The following is a 20768-nucleotide window of genomic DNA, read 5'->3' on the forward strand; positions in this document are numbered from 1 at the left end:
TCACAAAACAACCTTTAAAGGTTGTTTATATATAAAATAACTTTAAAAAGTCTAAAATTTGTACCATTTTGACTGTATCATGTAAGTAGCGAGGTACTACATGACAAATAACAAAAGCAATCTTCAAGATTACATCTCTAAAAGAATCCGTCTATTACGTTTAGAAAGAGGATATACTCAAGAACAACTAGAAGAGATGGCTGATTTGGGTACTAATTATATCTACAAATTAGAAAATCTTTCAACTAACTTAAAAATTCAAACGCTAGAGAAAGTAATGGAAGCATTAGAAGTAGATTTAGATACATTCTTTGATATACAGTTAAAAGAAGAAGACCCAAAAATTTCTCTACTTATTGATGAATTAAAAACTCTTCCAACTGAACAACGCTCCCGAGTTTTAGATGCCTTGATACTCATCCTCAAAGAAGTCAAATAACAGATGTTCTGATTTACTTCTTTATCATTTGTAATCATTAGATTTCCCATAATTATTTAAGAAGGCACAAAGCTTTCTTTTTTACTTTTATATAGAAAACTAGATACAAATAGTTCAAAATACTATTTTCGAGTGTCGCTTAGACTAACAAATCCCTTACTTGTAGCCAAATCAATTACGACTATGACTACTATCTCCCCTCTACCTTTTAATCTAGAACCAATCTTATCTAAATTCCGATTGTATGGTTTTCAGTCTATTTATTATTTTTATACTACTTTACCGTACTTTTCTTATTTTGTATAGTTTGCTGTACTTATTTTTAAAGAAAATAGATAGTAAAATGATATATAGCATGAAATATGATAGATTACAAAAACATATAGCTTTTCGAATCCGTGAATGTCGAAAAGAACAGAGATTAAGTCAAGAGAAATTATCAGAATTAGCTGGCTTGGGTATCAAGGCAATTCAAAACATGGAAAATATGAAATATGATTTTAAGATAAAAACTCTTGAATCGGTAATCAAAGCATTAGGCATTACCGTAGAAGAATTCTTTAACCTAGAAGCATATTATACAGAAAGAAAAGATTTCCTTAAACTACAAGCATATGACTCAGAGAGCGAAGACTCCCTAGAAATACTTTTCGACAACCTAACAAAGTTACCCAAAGAGAAACAAGGAAAAATTATATCCTCCTTTAATGAAATTGTAAAAAATATCAAATAAATATAGATGGTAAGGAAGCTTTCAATGAATAAACAAGGCTTCTAATAGAGCAAATTTATAAGGTATTCAATACTTTATAACAGAGAACAAGAAAAGAACCAACTGAAAGTCATTTCCCAACTTTTAGTAGGTTCTTTTATCCTATCCATATTCTAGTTCTTTTCTATTCTAATCGGTACTCTGCCGAAATTCTGCTCTTCTATACTTGGATTTCCCAGTTGGTAAATCTGGTCTGCCTTTTGGGTCATGGTATCCCAAGGTTCTTTGCCAATTCGGCTGACTAGATTGACCTGTCCTTTCAGAGACTTGAGATGTTGTCTGCCTTTTTCGGTAAAGCCAAGAACATGAATCCCTTCTGGCAAGTCACTTTCTCTGGCCTGCACCAAGATATAAGTCAAGAGGCGTCTGACACGCGCCTTGGTATAACGCTTGGTCGCAACCGCTTCGACCAATTCTTCCACAGACTGTGCCGTCTTGATGGTATCATTGATGCGCACAGCCATCTCTTGATTGACCTGATAGATGGTGGTTAGGTCGGGATTTGACAAGATCTGATAGCGGAGCAAAGGAAAATAGTCTTCCCAGATCACCTTACTCGCCTCCTCAAAGAGGGCAACGGATGGCATAAAGCGTTCTAAGAAATCTTTGTCACTTTGATGCTGACGGAGAGCTGTCGCCGAGGCAAAGTCCACATCCTTGTCCACAGAATGGTAACCCGCCCCCTGACGCTGAATCGGATGAAGTTTGATGTTGTACCCATCAACCGCCTTGGCATAGGCCAGAGCAAGAACATGATTGGGCGTATTGCCAGAAAAATCAAGACCTGCAAATTCCTTCCACATGGCCTGGGTCTTCTGGGGATAAGAGAGGGAATCAGGCAAATTTTCCACAAATTTCTCCATATCAGTAGCCTGCTCTGTGTATAAGTCAGCGATTTTCTGGTAATCCAGAACTTCCTCCGTCCCAAATGCTAGAGTATCAATGCCCAAGCGAGCCAAGATATCCACAGCTCCTTGGCCAAAAAAATCCGCCGCCTGAACACTGACTAAAAAGGGCAATTCCACTACCAAGTCTGCGCCATTTTCCAGTGCCATCTGGGCCCGTATCCACTTGTCCACGATAGCAGGCTCTCCTCGCTGCATGAAATTCCCTGACATAGCCACGATTTTCAGCCCCACTGCCTGTTCCAGCAGGTATTTGTGCCCATTATGAAAAGGATTGAACTCCGCGATAATACCTGTGATGGTCATGATAATCTCCTACTTCTGCGCGACAAAAAACCAACGGGTGCTAGTTTCTGTTGGTTCCTTGTCCTCAAAGTCCGCATAAAGTTTGAAGGATTTGAAACCAGCCTGTTCCAGCAAAATATCATAGGTCAGGACCTCATAAGTCCGCTCCTCATGCACTTCATCGTGGCGACTAAAGGAACCATCCGCTTCCTTGATAAAGAAAGTCAACTCATGGACGATGGAGTGAGGAGCTTCGTCCTCATAGGTGTCCCAAAGCATAGCGAAATCTTCCGCATTTTCATGGTAGGAATAGTCTGGAAAAACTTCATCTGTCTGGTAAGTCGAATGCACATCAAAAATGAAAACTCCGTCTTCATTAAGAGAATTATACACTTCCTTAAAGACGTCCCCTACTTCCACCTCATCCTGCATGTAGCAGATTGAGTCCGAGTAACAAGTCACAAAGTCGTATTGACCCACCTTGGACAAATCCAGCATATTGCCTTCGATAAAATCAATCTTTTGTTTGGCTGAAGCCGCTCTCTTCTCCGCAATATTCAACATATCCGCACTCAAATCAAGTCCAGTCACATCAAAACCTGCCTGAGAAAAGCGCACAGACTGGATACCTGTCCCACAAGCCAATTCCAAGAGTTTCTTTCTCTCCTTGGTCTTAGGCAAGTGACGCAGAGAAAAATCCGTCCATTTATCGTATAAACTATCGTCCATCACAGCATCGTAAACAGCCGCAAAGGTTTCATAAGTTGCCATAATCATGATACAAAGAGCCTCCATGGCAAACACCACTCGCTCTTTACCTTTCCATCAATTTCTTCTAAAATAAGCAAATAAAACCCAGTTGACTGCAACTGAGTTCGTCTTCTAAGCAAGAGCTTCTGAAATATCTACTGAGTCTGCCTCATGCCATAGCTTCTCTAGGTTATAGTGGGCACGCATTTCTTCTGAGAAAATATGCACAACGACAGCACCAAGGTCCAGCAAGACCCAGCCTCCAGCTGCATCGCCTTCAACATGGCTACCTTTAAAGCCTGCATCAGCTACTTTTTCACGGATGTTATCAGCGATAGCGTCCAACTGACGGCTATTCATCGAGCTAGTGATAACAAAGTAGTCCGTCACGCTGGTCAAATCTTGTACGTCAAGTGCGAGGATATCCTCCGCACGTTTCTCATCAGCCGCTTTCACGACTAGTTCTAGTAATTCTTTTTCGTTCATTTAGTCCTCTTTCTAGAAAATATGTTTGTAATCTAGAACATCTGCAAAGCGCTCCTCCCAAATGTCCTCATAAAATTCATTAATCGTTTCTGCTGGAATGTCATCCCCATCAAACGTTGTGCAAGTTCCTTCTGGAATAATAAGCTGATAGCCATATTCAAAAGCAACCTTGACAGAGGTATCCACACAATATTCTGTCTGCATACCACATAAAACTAATTTTTCAATCCCCTGTTTATCCAAGTATTCTTTTAAACCAGTTTCTTTGAAAATACTGTTATACTTCTTCTGAAAGACCTTTTCATTAGGTTTTCGACTTAAAAGCTCAGATAACTGCCAATCTTCTGATGTTTGAGCTTCAGAGTTCTCAATATGTTGAACATAAATAATTTCTATATTCTTGCTTCTAGCCTGGTTTTGTAAATAAGAAATTTTTTCCAATAGACTTTTTGTCTGGAACCCAGTTTCCACTAAAATATTCTGAACATCAATGATTATAAAAGCCGTCTTCATTTAGTCCTCTTTCAAATAGTGCACAAAGGCGTTATAGGTTTCAAGGGTTTGGGGATAGATAGGGAATCCCTGATGAGCTAGATGCTCCACAGTACGAGCTGTTTCGTAGGCCACCGCCTTATTAAGTGATAGACTTGCAATCTCACGTGCTACATCCACTCCTGGAAAGGCACGATTATGCTCGATATAGTCTGCGACGTAGATAACCTTATCAAGATCAGTCATCTGACCGGCACCGACTGTATGGATTTCAATGGCTCGCAGGATTTCTTGATCATGCAAATCCAAGTCTTCTTGAATCTTGTAAATTCCAACCATGCCATGCCAGACATTATTGCCCCAGTTTTTGAGGTCAAGATCCAGCTGATAACGGTCAATCAAATTCAGAAATTCCTGATCTGACAGCTTTTTAGCATAGTCATGAAGAAGGCCTGCTAGTCCTGCTTTCTCGGTATCGACTCCAAATCGCTGGGCCAGTTCTATGGCTGCACGCTCCACACCTAAGCAATGGGTTAAGCGTTTTTCAGGCAGAAGCTCTGCCATTTTTTCCAACAAAGCCTCGCGAGAGCAATTGATATAGTCTTGATAGGCCATCAGTAAAGCCCCTCCTTCTCAATGTAGTCTAGTACAGGCTGAGGCAGGAGAAAGTTGGGTTTCCGACCTTGGGCAAGGAAGTCACGCACCATGCTGGATGAGATATCCATGAGAGGCACATCCACCCAGATAACGGGATAGGAAGTCCCTGCCTTGTAGCGTGGGCGTTGAACCCCCACAAACTGAACCATATCAATCAGTTCATCAATTCGGTACCACTTAGGTAGATAGTCCACCATGTCGGCACCGATGATAAAGTAATAATCCGTATCTGGATTCTTCTCTGTTAAAATCTTCATGGTGTCGTAGGTATAGGAAATGCCCTTGCGCTCCAACTCAATAGTTTCAATGTCCAGACCTTCAATCCCCTCAATCGCCAATTCAAGCATCTTGAGACGATGGTGTTCAGGGATGGTTTCTTTTTTATCTACATGAGGAGGTTGGTATTCAGGCATAAGCAGAACCTGATCCAATCCCAACTGTTGGCGTACTTGGTCCGCAACGATCAGATGGGCATTGTGAACAGGGTTAAAATTTCCCCCTAAAATCCCGACTTGCTTGCGTTTTTTCTCCTTGATTTCTGGCTCCAACTCTACCTTGGTAAAGGGAGTCAATAGTTCGATTGCCATAGGCTAGTCTCCTTTATTTCTCTGTAAAAACAGTTATTTGGAGTAGTTTTTTAGATTTCTTTGACTTTTTTAGAAATCTTGCGATTTTCTTTCTTGCTAGATTGTTTAAACAAAATCAAGATGCGTCCGATTTTTTGGACAGTATCCACACCGATTTCTTCTTCCAAAATTTCAGCTACTTCGTGGATGTTTTCATCTGTGTTTTGCAAGAGCGTTACTTTAATCAATTCGCGGGCGTCAAGAGCCTGACGGACACTGGTTTTGATTTGGTCGTTCAGTCCATTTTTCCCGATTTGGATGATGGGTTTAAGAGTGTGTGCCTGGCTGTTGAGGAAGGCACGTTGTTTTGATGTTAATGACATAATTTTCTTAAAAGAGTTTCTTTTTATACTTTTCTGAAGTGGTGACGGACGTCAGCAAAGTCCTTCGGACTTTCATGACTAAAATTTAAGCCTAAGGTCTCAAATTTTCCGCAGTTGGTACAAGCACTTGTACCAACTGACACCACAGCGAAAAGTATTCTCTATGGGCTCGCCCTGCTCGCCCAAATTCAGATAACCCTTTCCTTTCTGTGTTTAAATAATTGCTTTTCGTGTGACGACGGCGACGCCTTCTGGTGCCCAGACGGCGACTTTGGCTGTGCCTGTTACGCGAATCCAGCCTAGGCCTGAGATGACTAGGTCTGTCTTTTCCTTAATGTTAAATACATGCTGAACTAGTTTTGGAAAATCTTCTTTTTCCTTACTATTTGGTGGTGTCAGAAGGGTTCCGACGTGCTTATCGTAGAAAGCACTAGCACCTTCAAGCTTGGTACGATGGAGTTTCAATTCGTTGTCAAAAAAGGCTGTGAAACCTTGCTTTTCTCCCGCAATGAAATCAAATCGTCCGAGTCCACCTAAAAACAGGGTTTGTTCAGGATTGAGCTGATAGGTTTTGGGCTTGATTTCCTTTTTAGGGCTGACATACTTGAGGTTTTTAGCCGTCAAGTAATGAGCCATTTGGTGACGGTGGATGATTCCTGGTGTATCGTAGATATAAGATCCATCGTCAAGCGGAATCTCAATCTTGTCCAAGGTTGTTCCTGGGAAACGTGAAGTCGTAATGACATTCTGGTCACCTGTGATTTCTTGGATAATAGCATTGATAAGAGTTGATTTTCCAACGTTGGTTACCCCGACCACATAGACATCACGGCCCTTACGGTAGTGTTCAATCTTGTCAATGACTTCCTTAATGGCATGTTTGTTTTGGGCTGAAGTTAGGACGACATCAACGGGACGAAGTCCTTCTTCATGGGCACGCTCCATGAGCCACTGGCTAATCTTACCAGGCTTAACTGACTTAGGCAGGATATCTTTTTTATTTCCTACCAAGAGGACATCGTTACCCGATACAAAACGTGGCAAACCTGGGATGACAGAGCCATTAAAATCAAAGATATCAATGACATTGACCACTAAGGCATCACTGTCTCCCACCTCATGCAAGAGCTTGAGGAAATCATCGTCCGTCAACTGGACATCCGTGATTTCATTGTAGTGGCGGAGACGGAAACAGCGTTGGCAATAGACTTCGCCAGTCTCCAAACCTTTTTCAAGTGCCGACTGGGGGGTAAAACCAAGACCAGTCTTGTCTGTCGTCTGAATGGTTGCTCCACAACCAATACAGAGAATTTCTTCCATATTTAAATTCCTTTTTTATATGTAATCGGTCCGTACTTTTCAGTGATTTTTCGCATGACACGGCGCTCACGAGCTCGGTTAATCTGCGTCTTGATAGAATCGTGTTGGACCAAGGGCTTGACCAAGATTGAGCGAATGCCTGCACGGTGGGCTGCTCGAATATCGGTCATCAGCTGGTCACCGACCATGACCACTTCACTTTTCTCATAGTGAAATTCCTTCATGGCACGGTCAATCCCAAATGTGAAGGGTTTCAAGGCCCAATAAACGTAATCAATCCCAAACTTTTCAACTGCGCGTTGAACTCGTTTTTTGGTGTTATTTGACACTACGATAATGCGAATACCCGCGTCACGGAGGTCATGTAGCCATTGCTTCATTTCTGGTGTCCCATCAGGGTTGTTCCAAGCAATGAGGGTATTGTCCAAATCGACCAAAACAGCCTTGATTCCCTGCGCCTGCAGGCTTGGGACTGTCAGACCATAAACTGCTTCCACAGCAAAATCTGGCATGTAATTTTCAATCGCCATTCTGGCTCCTTTTCTTAACTTTTTTTCGCAATTTTCCTTAATAACAATGACAAAACAATCCACAAACCTGCACTAGCCAAACTGATGTAGAGCCAAGCATGGGGCTCATCTGTTAAAGGTAGCGGAACATTCATTCCGAAAAAGCCTGTCACGACTGCCAGAACGGCTAGCAAGACTGAAATGATGGTCAATGTTGTCAAATTATCATTCAGATTATTGTTTAGAATGTTGTTGTAAGATGCTGATAGTTGTTGGAGAACTTGAGAAATCAAGTCTGTCATGGACACTAGCTGATGAGCCTCAATCATGGCATCATCAAATTGCTCTCTCAATTTCGTTAAAACTGCGATAAAGGGCATGCCCTTGGATATGTTCCAGCAACATGCGATTTTGCTTAGCAGCCGCAGTGAGGTAAACCATACCAGTCTCCAAGTCAGACAGAGCAAAGAGATTTTTCTTGGTCGTCCGCTGACGCAAGAGGCCATTGACCTCATCCTTACTCTTGTCCATCTGCTCGATGACAGGATAGTAGGCATTGCTGATGATTTCCAGACTGGCAAAGAGAAACTTGTAAATCGAAAGCGTGTCATGACTGTCCAGATAACGAGTCATCTGTTCAATGACATAAGCGTTCTTGGTATTACTAATGGTAATCAGGCGACGATGTTCCACGATAAAGGTCATGGGAAAGGCTTCGTAGTATTCCTTGTCCTTTTTCAAGTTCAAGACATTGTAGATAAAGGTCACAGTCCCATTTTCGCGGTGATAATCCATGTGGGCGCGCTCATTCCTATCCAGTGCGTATTCAATGGTTTCCTTGTCCAAACCGTAGATTTCAGAAAGGTCTTCTAGTTTTTTCAACTTGTCCAAATCTAGGTTAATCCAGGCACAACCATTGCCCAACTGTTTTTCTAAAAACATCTTCTCTCCTTTACCAAACTCTTTCTATTGTACCATAAATCTGCTAACATTTCAGGTCTGGTCTGTACGAGAGAAATTGCTGACGACAGTGATATTGCGATTGGGAACGAAGTGTAGAACCTGGTCTTCTCCTCTGAGTTGCGTTGTCCGAATACCGACGCTGACAACCTGACCCGATACAGTAATAGGACCATTTGTCAAAACAACTTCATCTCCCACATCCAGTTGACGTTCAAAGAGGATGAAAAAACCATTGATCACATCAGACAGAAAACCTTGGGCTCCCATCCCAATAGCCACCCCAGCAATTCCAGCGCCAGCCAGCAAACTAGAAACTGGCAAACCTAAAATAGACAAGATACAGTAAAGTAAAAAGAAATAAAGGGTATAATTAAACACATTTTCTAACAGACGTGAGATGGTTTTCTGACGCCCGACATCGTGGCGAGACATTTTTAGAGAAGGTTTGACAATTCTCTGCACCATAGTATGGAGCATTTTCTTAGCTATGTAGAATAGCAAAAATAGAAATAACAGAGAAAGTAGCTTGGTTAAGATACTCTCGATAATCGCTGTTACATCAAGCTTATTGAGATAGGTTTGAATAAATTCTTGCATAGAAAACTCCTTTCATTTATTATACCATACTTTCACAGAGTGTCATTCTCCATAAATATTCAAAAATAATTTCAAAAATAGACAGAAAATTCTTGATTTTAGTTCATATTTATACTATAATCATAAACATTACACAACTAATACTCAATAAAAATCAAAGAGCAAACTAGGAAGCTAGCCGCAGGCTGTACTTGAGTACGGCAAGGTGAAGCTGACGTGGTTTGAATTTGATTTTCGAAGAGTATAAGGAGGTTATTATGAAAAAACTCATTCATACTTGGAATAAGGCAAGCCTAATCAAACGTATTTTGATTGGTATGCTTTGTGGAGGAATCCTAGGATTAACACTTCCTACTGTATCTGGAATCGGCCTACTCGGAGATCTCTTTGTTGGTGGTCTCAAGGCCATCGCACCGATTCTAGTCTTTGCCCTCGTTGCCAATGCCCTTTCCAAACACCAAAAGGGACAGGATAGCAATATGAAAACTGTTATCTTCCTTTATCTAGTAGGAACCTTTGCAGCGGCACTTGTGGCTGTCTTTGCTAGTTTCATCGTTCCAGTTGAAATTACCTTAAATAGTACTAATACAGAGGTTACGCCTCCTGATGGTATAGGTCAGGTTCTTAGCAATCTCTTGCTTAAACTCGTAGACAACCCTGTCAATGCCCTCGTCACAGCCAACTACATTGGAATCCTATCTTGGGCAGTAATTTTCGGGATTGCCATGAGAGAAGCCAGCAAAAATAGTAAAGAATTGTTGAACACCATAGCCGATGTGACTTCTAAAATTGTCGAATGGATCATCAACCTAGCTCCATTTGGAATCCTAGGCCTTGTCTTTAAAACTATCTCCGATAAAGGAATTGGCAGTCTTGCAAACTATGGAATCTTGCTTGCCCTCTTGGTGACAACTATGTTCTTTGTTGCTCTGGTAGTCAATCCGCTAATTGCCTTCCTCTTTATGAAGAGAAATCCTTATCCCCTCGTTTGGAAATGTTTGCGTGTCAGTGGTGTGACAGCCTTCTTCACTCGTAGTTCTGCTGCTAACATCCCTGTCAACATGAAGCTCTGTCATGACCTTGGACTCAACCCAGATACCTATTCAGTTTCTATCCCACTCGGTTCTACTATCAACATGGCAGGGGCCGCTATTACTATTAACATTTTGACCCTTGCTGCAGTAAATACTCTTGGAATCCCTGTTGACTTTGCGACAGCCTTTGTCCTTAGTGTGGTAGCAGCCATCTCAGCCTGTGGCGCTTCTGGTATCGCTGGTGGTTCCCTCCTCCTTATCCCAGTCGCTTGTAGTCTTTTCGGCATTTCTAATGATATTGCCATGCAAGTTGTGGGGGTTGGATTTGTGATTGGTGTCATTCAAGACTCATGCGAAACAGCTATTAACTCTTCTACAGATGTCCTCTTTACTGCCGTTGCCGAATACGCAGCAGCCCGTAAAAAATAACACATAAAGACAAGCCTGCTCAGGTCTTGTCTTTTCCGCTTTTATTCTAACTTATTAGGAAATTCTTATGTCTATTAGCCAACGTACGACCAAACTCGTCTTAGCTACCTGTCTAGCCTGTTTTGTCGCTTATTTTCTCAATCTTTCTTCAGCTGTCTCAGCTGGAATTATCGCTCTCTTAAGTTTATCTGATACCCGTAGAAGCACCTTAAAACTGGCACAAAATCGACTCTTTTCCATGCTTCTAGCTCTGGCTATCGGTGTTCTGGCTTTTCACTTGAGCGGATTTCATATCTGGAGCCTTGGTCTCTATCTGGCTCTTTATGTGCCTCTAGCCTACAAGATGGGCTGGGAAATTGGTATCACACCAAGTAGCGTTTTGGTTAGCCATCTCTTGGTACAAGAGTCAACCTCTCTAGACCTTCTAGTCAATGAATTTCTTCTCTTTGCTATCGGTACAGGGTTTGCCTTACTAGTTAATCTCTATATGCCTTCACGAGAGAAGGAAATCCAGTACTACTACACGCTGGTGGAAGAAAAGTTAAAAGATATACTCCAGCGCTTTAAATATTATTTATCCAGAGGGGATGGGCGCAATCGAGCACAGCTGGTAGAAGAATTAGACACCCTTTTGGAAGAAGCCCTCAGACTGGTCTACCTAGATCACTCTGACCACCTCTTTCACCAAACCGACTACCATATCCACTACTTTGAGATGAGACAGCGACAAAGTCGTATCCTACGAAATATGGCCCAGCAGATTAACACTTGCCACCTTGCTGCCAGTGAAAGCCTGATTTTAGCACAACTCTTTTCAAAAATTGCAGGGCAACTAAGCCAGAAAAATCCTGCTTCTGATTTGCTAGATGAAATCGAACGCTATCTAGAAGTCTTTCGCAACCGCAGTCTGCCCAAGACAAGAGAAGAATTTGAAACCCGTGCCACGCTCCTCCAACTCCTACGTGAAGCTAAAACCTTCATCCAAGTAAAAGTTGATTTTTACCAAAAATATGGAAAGTAAAGGGAAATCGGTCATACTAAATCAGACAGAAAGATGAAAATATTTTATACTCAATGAAAATCAAAAAGTAAACTAGGAAGCTAGCCGCAAGCTGTACTTGAGTACGGTAAGGCGACGCTGACGTGGTTTGAATTTGATTTTCGAAGAGTATTAGATGTCCATTTACCCTAGACTGAACTAATACAAAAAAAGTGGCTCAAATATAAAATCTCCAAACTAGAAACTATGAATTTAGTTCACTAGTCTGGAGATTTTTCAATACCTTGTTAGAACTCTCTTACTATGCATTTCTCTAATTTCCCAAAAAGAATCTGGGATAAAAATCTAAACTTAAATATAAAAAGCTAGAGTTCCGCAATTGGAAATCTCTAGCTTTTTGTGGTTGAGAACTATTTTGTCCCAGGCTCTTAAGGGATGATATGCTCATTGCAAACAAATCATATCAATTAGAAAGCTTAGTCTTCTTTCTTCTTACGAGCTACAAGACCGAATCCGCTCAATACTCCAAGAAGTCCAAGTGCTGCTAGACGAGCATTGTCTTCTGTACCAGTATTTGGCAATTCGCGTTTACCTTCAGCTTCTTTCACTTCTGTTGGCTGTACTGGTTGTGCTGGAGTTGCTGGTACCTCTGATTTAGCTGGCTGTTCAGGCATTGCTGGAGTTGCTGGCTCTACCGGTTGTACTGGTTTTTGAGATTGAATCTTACGGTAAACATTGCGAACATTGCCTCTAGAATCTCGTTTGACACCAATCAACTCATATCCTTCTATTTCTCTACCTGGATGTGAACCATTTTCTTCACGGATAATCACATTACCGTTTTCATCCACAAACGTTGTTAAAACAGAATCAATAGATGGTGTAGAAGTAGATGGATTTGATGATGTAACTTTTTCAGATGGTTTGTTCACTTTAGATTCATTCTCTTCACGAGGAGTTGAAACTTTTTGATAAACGTGAACTCTATTTCCTTTTTCATCTTTCTTCGTTTCTTTGAACTCATATCCTGAGATATCTGATTTATCTTTTCTACCTTTTTCAGGTGATTTAAGTTCATTACCATTTTCATCAACGAATTTCGTCTCAACTTTACGGTATACATAGTCGACAATTGTTGCACCTTCTACAACTTTACCTTTTTCAACTGATGTATCTGAAGCTTTTACAAGTTCATAGACATCGCCATTTTCAGCGATAATGACTGAAGGTTTGTTGTCAGTTGTATCATACTCAGTATCTACTAAAGTTGCATCAGTATCTACTACTACATTCGTAATAGCTTTTCCTTCTGGAGTTTTTCCTGAAATTGGATTTCCTTCTTCATCTTGATAGTTTACTAATACTACTCCGATGTGTGCTTCTGGGAATTCTTCAGTGTTATTTAAGATTTCATAAACATAAGTTACAACAGAAGTTCTACCTTTAACACCTGATTGTTCAGCATCAGAGTTCTTCGTAACTTTCTTCAGTGTATAAACCTTACCATCTTTTGTAGTAATTGTTTGTGGTCTATTGTCAGTTGTATCGTATTTAGTATTTAATGGTGCATTTGATGTATCCAATACTGTATTTCCTACTTCTTTACCTGTTTCAGTAATACCTGAGATTGGACGTCCAAATTTATCTGTATACACTACTACTACACTACCGTAATTTTGTTTTGGTGCTGGTTCTTTTACTTCTTCATAAACATAAGTGATGGTTTGTTCTTTATCACTTACTTTACCATTTTCAGAAGCTGAATCAGCTTTTCTTTCTTTCAGTAGATATACTTTACCATCTTTTTCGATACGTTCTAACTTGATTGTTTCTGTTGAAGCATCGTAGTCTGTTCCCACCAATGTATCTTTTGGTTGTACTGTTGCTGGATCTTTCAATCCCTCTCCAGTAGTTGTTTCATAAGTGACTTTAACAGATTGACCTTTAGCTAATTCGTAAACATGTTTCGTATTACCTTTATTATCAGTTTCTGTACGAACGAATTTATATCCATAGATATCTTTATTCGGTTGTTTACCATCTTCTTCAGGCACAACTGGTGTATTGTTTTTATCAACTGTGATTGAATTTCCTGAAGCATCTACAAATGTTGTAACTGGACGAACTGTAGGTGTGTAAGTCTTCGTTACTACTGTTCCATTTGCATCTTTCACTTGTACTGATACTCCTGTAGATTTTCCAGCAAAATCTGATTCTGGTGTAAATGTAATCACATTATTAGCTAATGTATATGTACCTTCACCTGAAACTTTTACTTCTGTAGTTGGTAGTCCATCTTTCCCAACTAATGTTGTAGTTGTTGAATCTAATGGCACTGAATCGTGACCTTTATCGAAGTTTACTGTAGTTGTATCATTATCTTTCTTATCAAACACGATTGTTGATGTTTGAGGTTGTGCTTTTGGTCCTTCAGTTTCTGAATTTTCACCTGTTGGTACTACCGGTGTTACTGTTGGTGTGTAGTTAGCCGTTACTGGTGTTCCGTTCTTATCTACACGTTTTACTGTTACTCCTTTTGCTGTTCCTGTGAACTGTGGTTCTGGAGTGAAGGTTACTTTACCGTCTTTGTCAACTGTGTATGTTCCTTCTCCTGGTACTACAACTTTTCCTTCAGGATTTGCACCTTCTAATGTTGGTGCTACTGTTTCATCGATTGGCACATTAGGGTTTCCTGGTTTGAATGTTGGTGTTCCCTCTTGTGTTGCTCCTTGAATTCCTGTTGTTTCTGCAGGTGTTCCTTCTGGTGTTACTGGTGTAACTGTTGGTACATATTTCTTCGTAACAACTTTACCATTCTCATCTTCAACTTGAACGGTTACTCCTTCAGCTGTTCCTGTGAATGTCTTAACTGGTGTAAATGTAATCGCACCATCTTTCAATTCATATGTTCCAACTGCTGGTACAGTAATCGTTGTAACTTTTTCACCATTTCCATTGACTAATGTTAATGTATCTTGTTTTAATTCAACTCTTTCATGACCTGTTTCAAAGTTTACTGTTGTATTATCAGATTCATCTTTTTGATTGAATACGATTGGTGATGTTTGAGCAATTCCTTGTGGTCCAGTCGTTGCTGAATCTTTACCTATTGGCGTTACTTCGATAACAGTTGGAGTGTAAGTAGTTTCTACTTTTGTTCCATTCACATCTTTGATTTGAACTTTAACTGGTGTTGCTGTTCCTACAAAGTCTTTATTTGGTGTAAAGGTAATAGTTTTATTAGCTTTATCCAATTCATACTTACCTTGAGGAGTTGTTACGCTAGTTACCTCTTCTCCAGCTTCATTTAATAATGTTAATGTATCTGGATTTAATTCTGTTCTTTCACCTTTAGGACCTTGCTCAATTCCCTTATTGAAGTTAACAGTTTTCCCTTTATCGTCTCCAGTTTCCTCAGTATCTAGCACGATTGATGAAGTTTGTACTTTACCTTGTACATCGCTTGTTGTTGAGCTTTCAGCTGTTGGTTTTACAGGTACAATTTCTGGTGTGTATGTTGCTTTTGAAGTAATTGTAGCTGGTTCATTCTTCTCGTTTGTTACAGTTACTGTTGCTTCTACTTCAATTGCTGGTACTTCACCTGTGTAGCTTGGTACTGGTGTGAAGGTTACTTTTCCAGTTTCGTCAATGACAAATGTTCCTTTTCCTTCTACTGTTACAGAGTCTTTTGGTGTGTTGTCTGATGGATCAACTAGTTTACGACTTGTAATTGATGCATTTGGTACACCTTCTGGAATTGTAAAGGTTGGTGTTCCTTCTTGTGGTAGACCTTGGATATTTTTAGAAGTTTTGTTTTCTGGAGTTACTGTTAATGGAGTTACTTTTGGTGTATACTTCGCATCTTTTGTTTCTCCGTTTTCATCTGTTGCTTGTACTGTGATTCCGTCAGCTGTTCCTGTGTATCCTGGTTTTGGAATGAATGTTACTTGACCAGTTGTCTTGTCAATCTTGTATGTTCCTTGTTCTGGAACTTCGATTTCAGTACTATCTACAGGTGTTTTGCTTACTGGATCTACTAGTTTGTATCCTGTAATTTGCACATTTGGACTTGAAATTGTAAATTCTGGTTTTCCAGTTTGTGTTTGTCCTTGTGGTGCTTCTGATGTCTTATCAACACTTTCCATTGTTACATCTGTAACTGTTGGAGTATAAGTTGTTTCAACTTTTGTTCCATTCACATCTTTGATTTGAACTTTAACTGGTGTTGCTGTTCCTACAAAGTCTTTATTTGGTGTGAACGAAATTGTTTTGTTAGCTTTGTCTAACTCATACTTACCTTGAGGTGTTGTTACACTAGTTACCTCTTCGCCAGCTTCATTTAATAAAGTTAGAGTTTCAGGATCTAACTCTACACGTTCTCCTTTTGGTCCTGTTTGAGTTCCTTTATCAAAGTTAACTGTCTTACCTTTATCGTCTCCAGTTTCTTCTGTATCTAGCTTGATTGGTGATGTTTGTACTTTTCCTTGTACATCACTTGTTTCAGATTTTTCAGCTGTTGGAGTTACTGGAGTAATTGTTGGTGTGTACGTTGTTTGTACTTTTACATTATTTGATCCTGTTGCTTGTACAACTGCTGGTTCTACTTCACCTGTATAAGTCTTATCTGTTGGTGTAAGTGTTACTTCTCCAGTTGCTGGATTAATTGTGTACGTACCAATTTCTTCAGTTGTTCCTTTTTTGTATGCTGGAGTTGTTGTTACTTCAGCTCCATCTTTTACAAGTGTGTAACTATTTGGTGTAATCGTTACTTCTTTTTGTTCACCATTTACTTCTACTGTACTTCCAGTAAATGTTGGTGTTCCTTTTTGTTCTAATCCTTGTAAGTTTGTTGAAGTTGCTGGTGTTTTACCTAACTCTAGAGGAACAATTTCTGGTTGGTATGTTGCTGTTTGAGTAACTGTTGCAGTTTCGTTCTTCTCATTTGTTACTGTTGCTGTTGCTTTTACTTCAATTGCTGGTACTTCACCTGTGTAACTTGGTACTGGTGTAAAGGTTACTTTACCAGTTTCGTCAATAACGAATGTTCCTTTTCCTTCTACCGTTACTGAGTCTTTTGGTGTGTTATCTGATGGATCAACTAATTTACGACTTGTAATAGAAGCACTTGTGACATCTTCAGGAATTGTAAATGTTGGAGTTCCTTCTTGTGGTACACCTTGGATATTTTTAGACTCTTGACTCACAGCAATGATAACAAACGGATTTACTGTTGGTGTATACTTCGCTTCATGTGTTTTTCCAACATCAGTCACCGCTTGTACATTAATTCCATCCGCTGGCCCTGTGAATCCTGCTTTTGGAATAAACTTCACTGTCCCAGTTGTTTTATCAATTCTATATGTTCCTTGATTTGGTACTTCAATTTCTTCATCTTCTACTGGAGTGTTTGTTGTTGGATTAATTAATTTATATCCTGTAATACGAACATCTGGATTAGATACTGTAAATTCTGGCGTTCCTGTTTGTGTTTGCCCTTGAGGCGCTTCTGTCTCCTTAGGAGTACCTTCCATTGTTACATCTGTAACTGTTGGAGTGTAAGTAGTATCCACTTTTGTACCATTCGCATCTTTGATTCGAACGCTAACAGGTTTAGCTACACCTGTGAAAGTTGCATTTGGAGTAAATGTAATGGTCTTGTTAGCTTTGTCTAATTCATACTTACCATCAGTTGTTGTAACACTTGTTACTTCATTTTCCCCATCTAATAATGTTAGAGTATCTGGATTTAGTTCAACACGTTCTCCATTTGGTCCTGTTTGAGCACCTTTGTTGAAGTTCACTGTCTTACCTTTATCGTCTCCAGTTTCTTCTGTATCTAACTTGATTGGAGATACTTGTTTTTTCCCAATTATATCACTTGTTGTTGAAGCTTCCGCAGTTGGTACAACAGGAATAATTGTTGGTGTATAGTTAGCTGTTAAAGTTTTCTTCGTAATATTACCATCTTTATCATGCGTTAATTCTACGTCAGCAGAAATCGTTGCTGGTGATGGAATTCCTTTGAAATCTTTGTTTGGTGTAAATGTAACTTCTCCTGTTTCAGGTACAATTGTATAGGTACCAATTTTGTTAGTTGTCCCTTGTTCAAATGCATCTACTGTTGTTAATTCTGTAACTACATTTGTTCTTGGATCCACTAATTTTGCTGGATATTTAGCTGAAGCTGTCACTGGTTCTTTGGCAGATTCTACATTAAATGTTGGTTTACCTTTTTGTGGTAATCCTTGTAAGTTTTGACTTTCAGCATTAACTGGAGTTGCATTTACTGAAGTTGGAACTGTTACTTCTGGAATATACAATCCATCCATTGTATTTAATGAATCATTTACATTTGGAAGAGTTGTAGCATCAGGAGTACCCCAATCTGTTGTAGTTTTATTCGTATCTTGACGACGAATTGTAATACCATTTGCTTTACCAACAAAACCATCTGCTGGGGTAAATTCAACTTTTACATCTTTTCCATTGTCAGAAATAGCAAATTTATAAGTACCTTCGCCTTCAACTGTATAAGTACCATCACTTGATAATGTCACTTCTTGACCAGTTTTATTATCAATATATGTCGGTTGAACAGTTGTATCAATCTCTGCATTAGGATGATCTTCTAGATATACATTTTTACCTTGTGCTGTGAAGTGAATCTCTTCACGTTGAGTTTCTTTTATGTTCCCAACAGTTGTTTTCTTCTCACCTTTTGGTGGATGTGTAATTTTTGCAATAAAGTCTTCTACTTCCCCAGAAAATGCAGTTCCTGTAGGATTTTCAATTTCTGATTCTTCAGTTGCAATACGAACTCTTGCTCCTGCCTCTAGTAGCGTTTCTACATCAGCTGATCTCTTATTTTTAAAGTTTAATTTTACAGTACCATCTGTTGTAATAGTAGCAATTTCAGAAGCTTCATCTGCATCAAATTGACCATTTTTATTAAAGTCAATCCAAGAACGAATGTAAGCTTTCTCTGCACCACCTGTATGTGCTTGAACATTTAATGTATAGTTCCCAGATTTAGAAATATTAGCTTTAATTATATTTCCTTCACTTCCTTTAAGGTTTTCAGGAAGTAATTGATTTACACCTTCGTCAGCATCGATATCATTATCATCACCATACCAATCTTTAGTAGTGCCTGTATCCATATCTGGTCGTGTACTTCCTAAATATGGTTGTTTTACTTCACCACCCGTTACACCATTTACAGTATTAATCGTATGAGATGCTTTTCCATAACTTTCAGGAGCATCTCCTTCATCAATTGGAATCACACCCATCATAGCAGTTTGTATTCCTGATGATAAAATATATAATCCAACTTCAGTTGCATCTTTTGTCATCAATACTGGAAGACTATATCCACCAGAAGAAGTTACAGGACCAAATACTCCTGTTCCTAGACCACCCGTTTCTTGATCAGGATTAGTAAAGTATTTCGGTGCCAGCTTTCTTCCGTCAGCAAAAGTTAGAAGACCTTCTCTTGAATGCCATAATAAATCACTTGCATTATTTTGACTTCCTGATTGCGGATAATCTTCATGTCTTAAATTATAATTATTGATTGGTTTATAAGGTGTAGGTGTAAATGTTCCTCCTACAAACCTTTCTTTTTTCAATTCAAGAACTCGCTCCCACGGGCTACCATTTGTTGTTAAAATGATATTTTCTCCATGGTTCGCACTCTCGGAATCATTCATAATAACTGCAGGGCGAACGTTTTTACCCTTATAAGTTGCACTAATTTCAAATTGAACCCCTACATTTGACCAATCGCTTTCAGAACCAATCGCTGTTTTCTTATTTTCTGTATTAATTCCATTATTTCGAATTTCAGACCATGTATCATCTTGTTTGTTAGCTGTTATTCTAGCAGGTCCACTTTTAACACCAAAAAATTGATTTGTAGCATTTGGATTGAAAGTTGCTTTTTCTTCTTCTGAAGCATTAGCTGCTTCCATACGTTTTCTATAGATTTCTGTTGCTTGGAAAGGTTTCAATGATTTCACTTTAATATTAATAACGTATCCTGAAATCACTTCTTTTTTATAAATTGAACCTTCTTTTAAGTAAATCTTTCCACCTTCGTTATCTACATTTTGCCAGTTAGCAACATCACCAAAATCTAACCATGTAATTTGTTTTGTTAGTGATTCCGCAGTAGCTCTATCAGTATAACCATCTCTTGTCGCAGCTGGTGTACTTGTTGCATCTTTTACATCTGCTGAGATACCTGTACCCGCAGCTGTATCTGTTCTGAAACTTACTCCTTCTTCCATCTTTTTACCATTACGGCTGTCTTGATTTTTACTTTCTTTTACTGTTTCTTCTGCTTTAATTGATTTTAAGATTGAAGTTAATGAACTAATTTGTTTTGCTTTAGTATCTACTTCTTTTTGAGTAGTATCTAAAGCTTCTAGATATTGTCTAGCTTCTGCAACAAGTTTTTCAGCATTTTGAATTTGAGAGGCTTGTTTTTTATTTCCTCGGATACGTTCAATTTGAGCTTCCAAATCTGCTAAGTTAGCTCTCAACATAGATGAGTTGACAGTTTCTTTGTCTACTTTGTTTGATTTATTTTCTAATACTTCCTTAGTTTCAATCGCTTGCGAACTTGTTTCTGAAACTACATCTACTTTTGATTCAGATTTTGGTGTTTCTGTAACTCGTTCTGGAGTATTCTCTTGTTTTGGTTCAGTTGTAAGATTTAGCTTGTCTGTGGATTGAGCACCATCTCCATCCTTTGATGTTACAATAGTTGTAGTCTCAGTACTTTGCTCATTAGCGCTTACTTGATCCAAATTGTAACCGAATAAAAATCCTGTCCCAACCAATACACTTGCTGCACCAATTTTTAGTTTTTTGATAGAATATTTTTCATATTTATTCCCACAAAAATAACGATGATCTTTTTCTTGTCTCGATAGTTTAAACATAATTTCCACCTTTATATATATATATATATATATATATGCATAATAGACTAGACATATATAACTTGATACATTATATCATTTTTACCAATAAAATAAAAAGAATTTGATTTTTATTTTATCTGGAATAAGTATTGGGAATAAAGTCAAAAAATGATGAAAATTATAAAATAAAGTTAGACAGAAAAGAATAAATACATCTTATAGAAGTATGAAACCATATAGGAAAAGCGCAG

15 protein-coding genes and 1 pseudogene are annotated in these 20768 nt (G+C 39.0%); 4 read left to right on the top strand and 12 right to left on the bottom strand.

Features of this window, described 5'->3' with window-relative positions:
- Nucleotides 1-100: 100 nt before the first annotated feature.
- Together SK642_RS07455 and SK642_RS07460 are read left to right on the top strand one after the other, a co-directional pair.
- Entirely contained in the window at nt 101-439 is a 339-nt protein-coding gene (locus tag SK642_RS07455; RefSeq protein WP_033684163.1) for a helix-turn-helix domain-containing protein, read from the top strand.
- A gap of 355 nt (nt 440-794) precedes the next feature.
- A complete protein-coding gene (locus SK642_RS07460) occupies nt 795-1172 on the top strand; it encodes a helix-turn-helix domain-containing protein (RefSeq protein ID WP_033684269.1) in 378 nt (125 codons plus the stop codon).
- Nucleotides 1173-1324: 152 nt separating this feature from the next.
- On the opposite strand, the gene SK642_RS07465 is transcribed toward SK642_RS07460, so the two are convergent.
- The 11 genes and pseudogenes from SK642_RS07465 to SK642_RS07515 form a co-directional block, all read right to left on the bottom strand.
- Entirely contained in the window at nt 1325-2422 is a 1098-nt protein-coding gene (locus SK642_RS07465) for a nucleotidyltransferase (RefSeq protein WP_033684164.1), read from the bottom strand.
- 9 nt (nt 2423-2431) lie between these two features.
- The gene (locus SK642_RS07470) at nt 2432-3172 is read right to left on the bottom strand and encodes a class I SAM-dependent DNA methyltransferase (protein ID WP_033684270.1); all 741 of its coding nucleotides are present in this window, start codon (nt 3170-3172) and stop codon (nt 2432-2434) included.
- Between the two features lie 111 nt (nt 3173-3283).
- Nucleotides 3284-3637, bottom strand: a complete 354-nt coding sequence (rsfS, locus tag SK642_RS07475) for a ribosome silencing factor (RefSeq protein ID WP_033684165.1) — start codon at nt 3635-3637, stop codon at nt 3284-3286.
- A gap of 12 nt (nt 3638-3649) precedes the next feature.
- Nucleotides 3650-4150 (bottom strand): cysteine hydrolase family protein, encoded by a 501-nt coding sequence (locus SK642_RS07480; RefSeq protein WP_033684166.1) that lies wholly within the window; start codon nt 4148-4150, stop codon nt 3650-3652.
- Nucleotides 4151-4744, bottom strand: coding sequence for a bis(5'-nucleosyl)-tetraphosphatase (symmetrical) YqeK (gene yqeK, locus SK642_RS07485; RefSeq protein ID WP_033684167.1), 594 nt, complete (start codon nt 4742-4744; stop codon nt 4151-4153). It abuts the gene before it with no gap.
- On the bottom strand, nt 4744-5373 hold the full coding sequence (locus SK642_RS07490; protein WP_033684168.1) for a nicotinate-nucleotide adenylyltransferase: 630 nt from the start codon (nt 5371-5373) through the stop codon (nt 4744-4746). Before SK642_RS07490 ends, yqeK begins: the two co-directional genes overlap by 1 nt.
- A gap of 50 nt (nt 5374-5423) precedes the next feature.
- Nucleotides 5424-5735, bottom strand: coding sequence for a ribosome assembly RNA-binding protein YhbY (yhbY, locus tag SK642_RS07495; RefSeq protein WP_000060169.1), 312 nt, complete (start codon nt 5733-5735; stop codon nt 5424-5426).
- Between the two features lie 213 nt (nt 5736-5948).
- Nucleotides 5949-7055 carry a ribosome biogenesis GTPase YqeH gene (gene yqeH / locus SK642_RS07500; protein ID WP_033684169.1) on the bottom strand — a complete coding sequence of 369 codons (1107 nt, stop codon included), beginning with the start codon at nt 7053-7055 and terminating at the stop codon, nt 5949-5951.
- A 2-nt stretch (nt 7056-7057) separates the two neighbouring features.
- Nucleotides 7058-7585 carry a YqeG family HAD IIIA-type phosphatase gene (locus SK642_RS07505; protein ID WP_033684170.1) on the bottom strand — a complete coding sequence of 176 codons (528 nt, stop codon included), beginning with the start codon at nt 7583-7585 and terminating at the stop codon, nt 7058-7060.
- Between the two features lie 14 nt (nt 7586-7599).
- Nucleotides 7600-8506: pseudogene (locus SK642_RS07510) on the bottom strand (magnesium transporter CorA family protein).
- A gap of 51 nt (nt 8507-8557) precedes the next feature.
- A complete protein-coding gene (locus SK642_RS07515; protein WP_033684171.1) occupies nt 8558-9124 on the bottom strand; it encodes a mechanosensitive ion channel family protein in 567 nt (188 codons plus the stop codon).
- Between the two features lie 257 nt (nt 9125-9381).
- Here SK642_RS07515 and sstT point away from each other — a divergent pair, with 257 nt between their 5' ends.
- Complete coding sequence (gene sstT, locus SK642_RS07520; protein WP_033684172.1) at nt 9382-10587, top strand: serine/threonine transporter SstT; 1206 nt, start codon at nt 9382-9384, stop codon at nt 10585-10587.
- Nucleotides 10588-10654: 67 nt separating this feature from the next.
- Nucleotides 10655-11608, top strand: coding sequence for an aromatic acid exporter family protein (locus tag SK642_RS07525; RefSeq protein ID WP_033684173.1), 954 nt, complete (start codon nt 10655-10657; stop codon nt 11606-11608).
- Between the two features lie 455 nt (nt 11609-12063).
- Here the strand turns inward: SK642_RS07525 and SK642_RS10595 are convergent, their stop codons facing one another.
- Nucleotides 12064-20535 (bottom strand): GEVED domain-containing protein, encoded by an 8472-nt coding sequence (locus SK642_RS10595; RefSeq protein ID WP_033684174.1) that lies wholly within the window; start codon nt 20533-20535, stop codon nt 12064-12066.
- Between the last annotated feature and the right edge of the window lie 233 nt (nt 20536-20768).

The sequence above is a fragment of the Streptococcus mitis genome (genome assembly GCF_000722705.1).
Classification (GTDB): domain Bacteria; phylum Bacillota; class Bacilli; order Lactobacillales; family Streptococcaceae; genus Streptococcus; species Streptococcus mitis_P.